At 45.0% G+C, this 1030-nt stretch carries 2 protein-coding genes; both read left to right on the top strand.

Annotated elements, in window-relative coordinates:
- The first annotated feature begins 4 nt into the window (after positions 1–4).
- Positions 5–868, top strand: a complete 864-nt coding sequence (locus LD39_RS21195) for an amidase domain-containing protein (protein WP_052158993.1) — start codon at positions 5–7, stop codon at positions 866–868.
- A 50-nt stretch (positions 869–918) separates the two neighbouring features.
- Positions 919–1030: tRNA (cytidine(34)-2'-O)-methyltransferase (locus tag LD39_RS22375; protein ID WP_304413585.1), on the top strand; the 112-nt coding region annotated here is incomplete at its 3' end.

Genomic DNA, 1030 nt, shown 5'->3' on the forward strand with positions numbered 1-1030 from the left:
GGCTATGAATCCTACTCATCAACTTCAGGTGTACTGGGAGCGTGTCATTAATCGCTTGCTTGAACAGGAAGAAGAAGACTGGTTACATAAGAAAGTGAAAGGGTTGACAGAAAGAGGGCATAGGGTCGAGCGTGCTACGTTCCGTCTCAAACCCTTCCACCGAATCGCCTATGACTTGGAGGAGGAAGTCCGCTATAACCTATTTCTTACACTTTTGATCAAAGATGGACGACAGGTATATATGGAAGAGGGTATTTATGATGGTGTCGCTCACTTCAAGGGAGCGGATGTTGTTCATCATTTCATTCGAACAGAAGTTCCAGTTCATTCAAGTCTGCCCCCAAGTCCGGAATTCGTAAATAAGGAAACACAAGAACGTGCCCCTTTTACGTACAATCGAAGAGAAGCTGTAAGGTATGCGGATCGATGGTGGGACAGCTACAACCCAGCTTATCGGCATTTTGAGGTGGATTGTACGAACTACATCTCTCAATGTCTGCGAGCGGGTGGCGCTCCGCCCTGGGGGATACCAAACCGGTCAAGGGGATGGTGGTACTCCGGAAAGAATTGGAGCTATAGCTGGGCTGTAGCCAATTCATTGCGATGGTATTTAAGCGGCTCACGCCAAGGATTGACTGCTAAAGAAGTTTCGTCACCTGAACAGCTATCACCAGGTGACGTCATTTGTTATGATTTTGAAGGTGACGGAAGATTCGATCATAATACTATGGTTGTTAGAAAGAATAGCGAAGGAATGCCGCTTGTCAACGCGCATACTGCCAATAGCCGGCATCGTTACTGGGCTTATGAAGATTCAACAGCCTACACTCCGAATATCAAGTATAAATTTTTCATAATCGGTGGTTGAAGGGTATGATATAATAGTCTAGTTGACAAAGATTAGACTGAGGTGAAAAAATGCCTAATCATATCGTATTATTCCAACCAGAAATTCCAGCCAATACAGGGAATATTGCTCGTACCTGTCTGGCTACCAATTCCGAACTCCATTTAATAAGGCCTCTAGGCT

The organism is Halobacillus sp. BBL2006 (genome assembly GCF_000786645.1).
Lineage (GTDB): Bacteria > Bacillota > Bacilli > Bacillales > Halobacillaceae > Halobacillus.

What these genes read in the sequence shown, in the direction of transcription:
- LD39_RS21195 (WP_052158993.1), top strand. Translation starts at nt 5, where the DNA reads ATGAATCCTACTCATCAACTTCAGGTGTACTGGGAGCGTGTCATTAAT.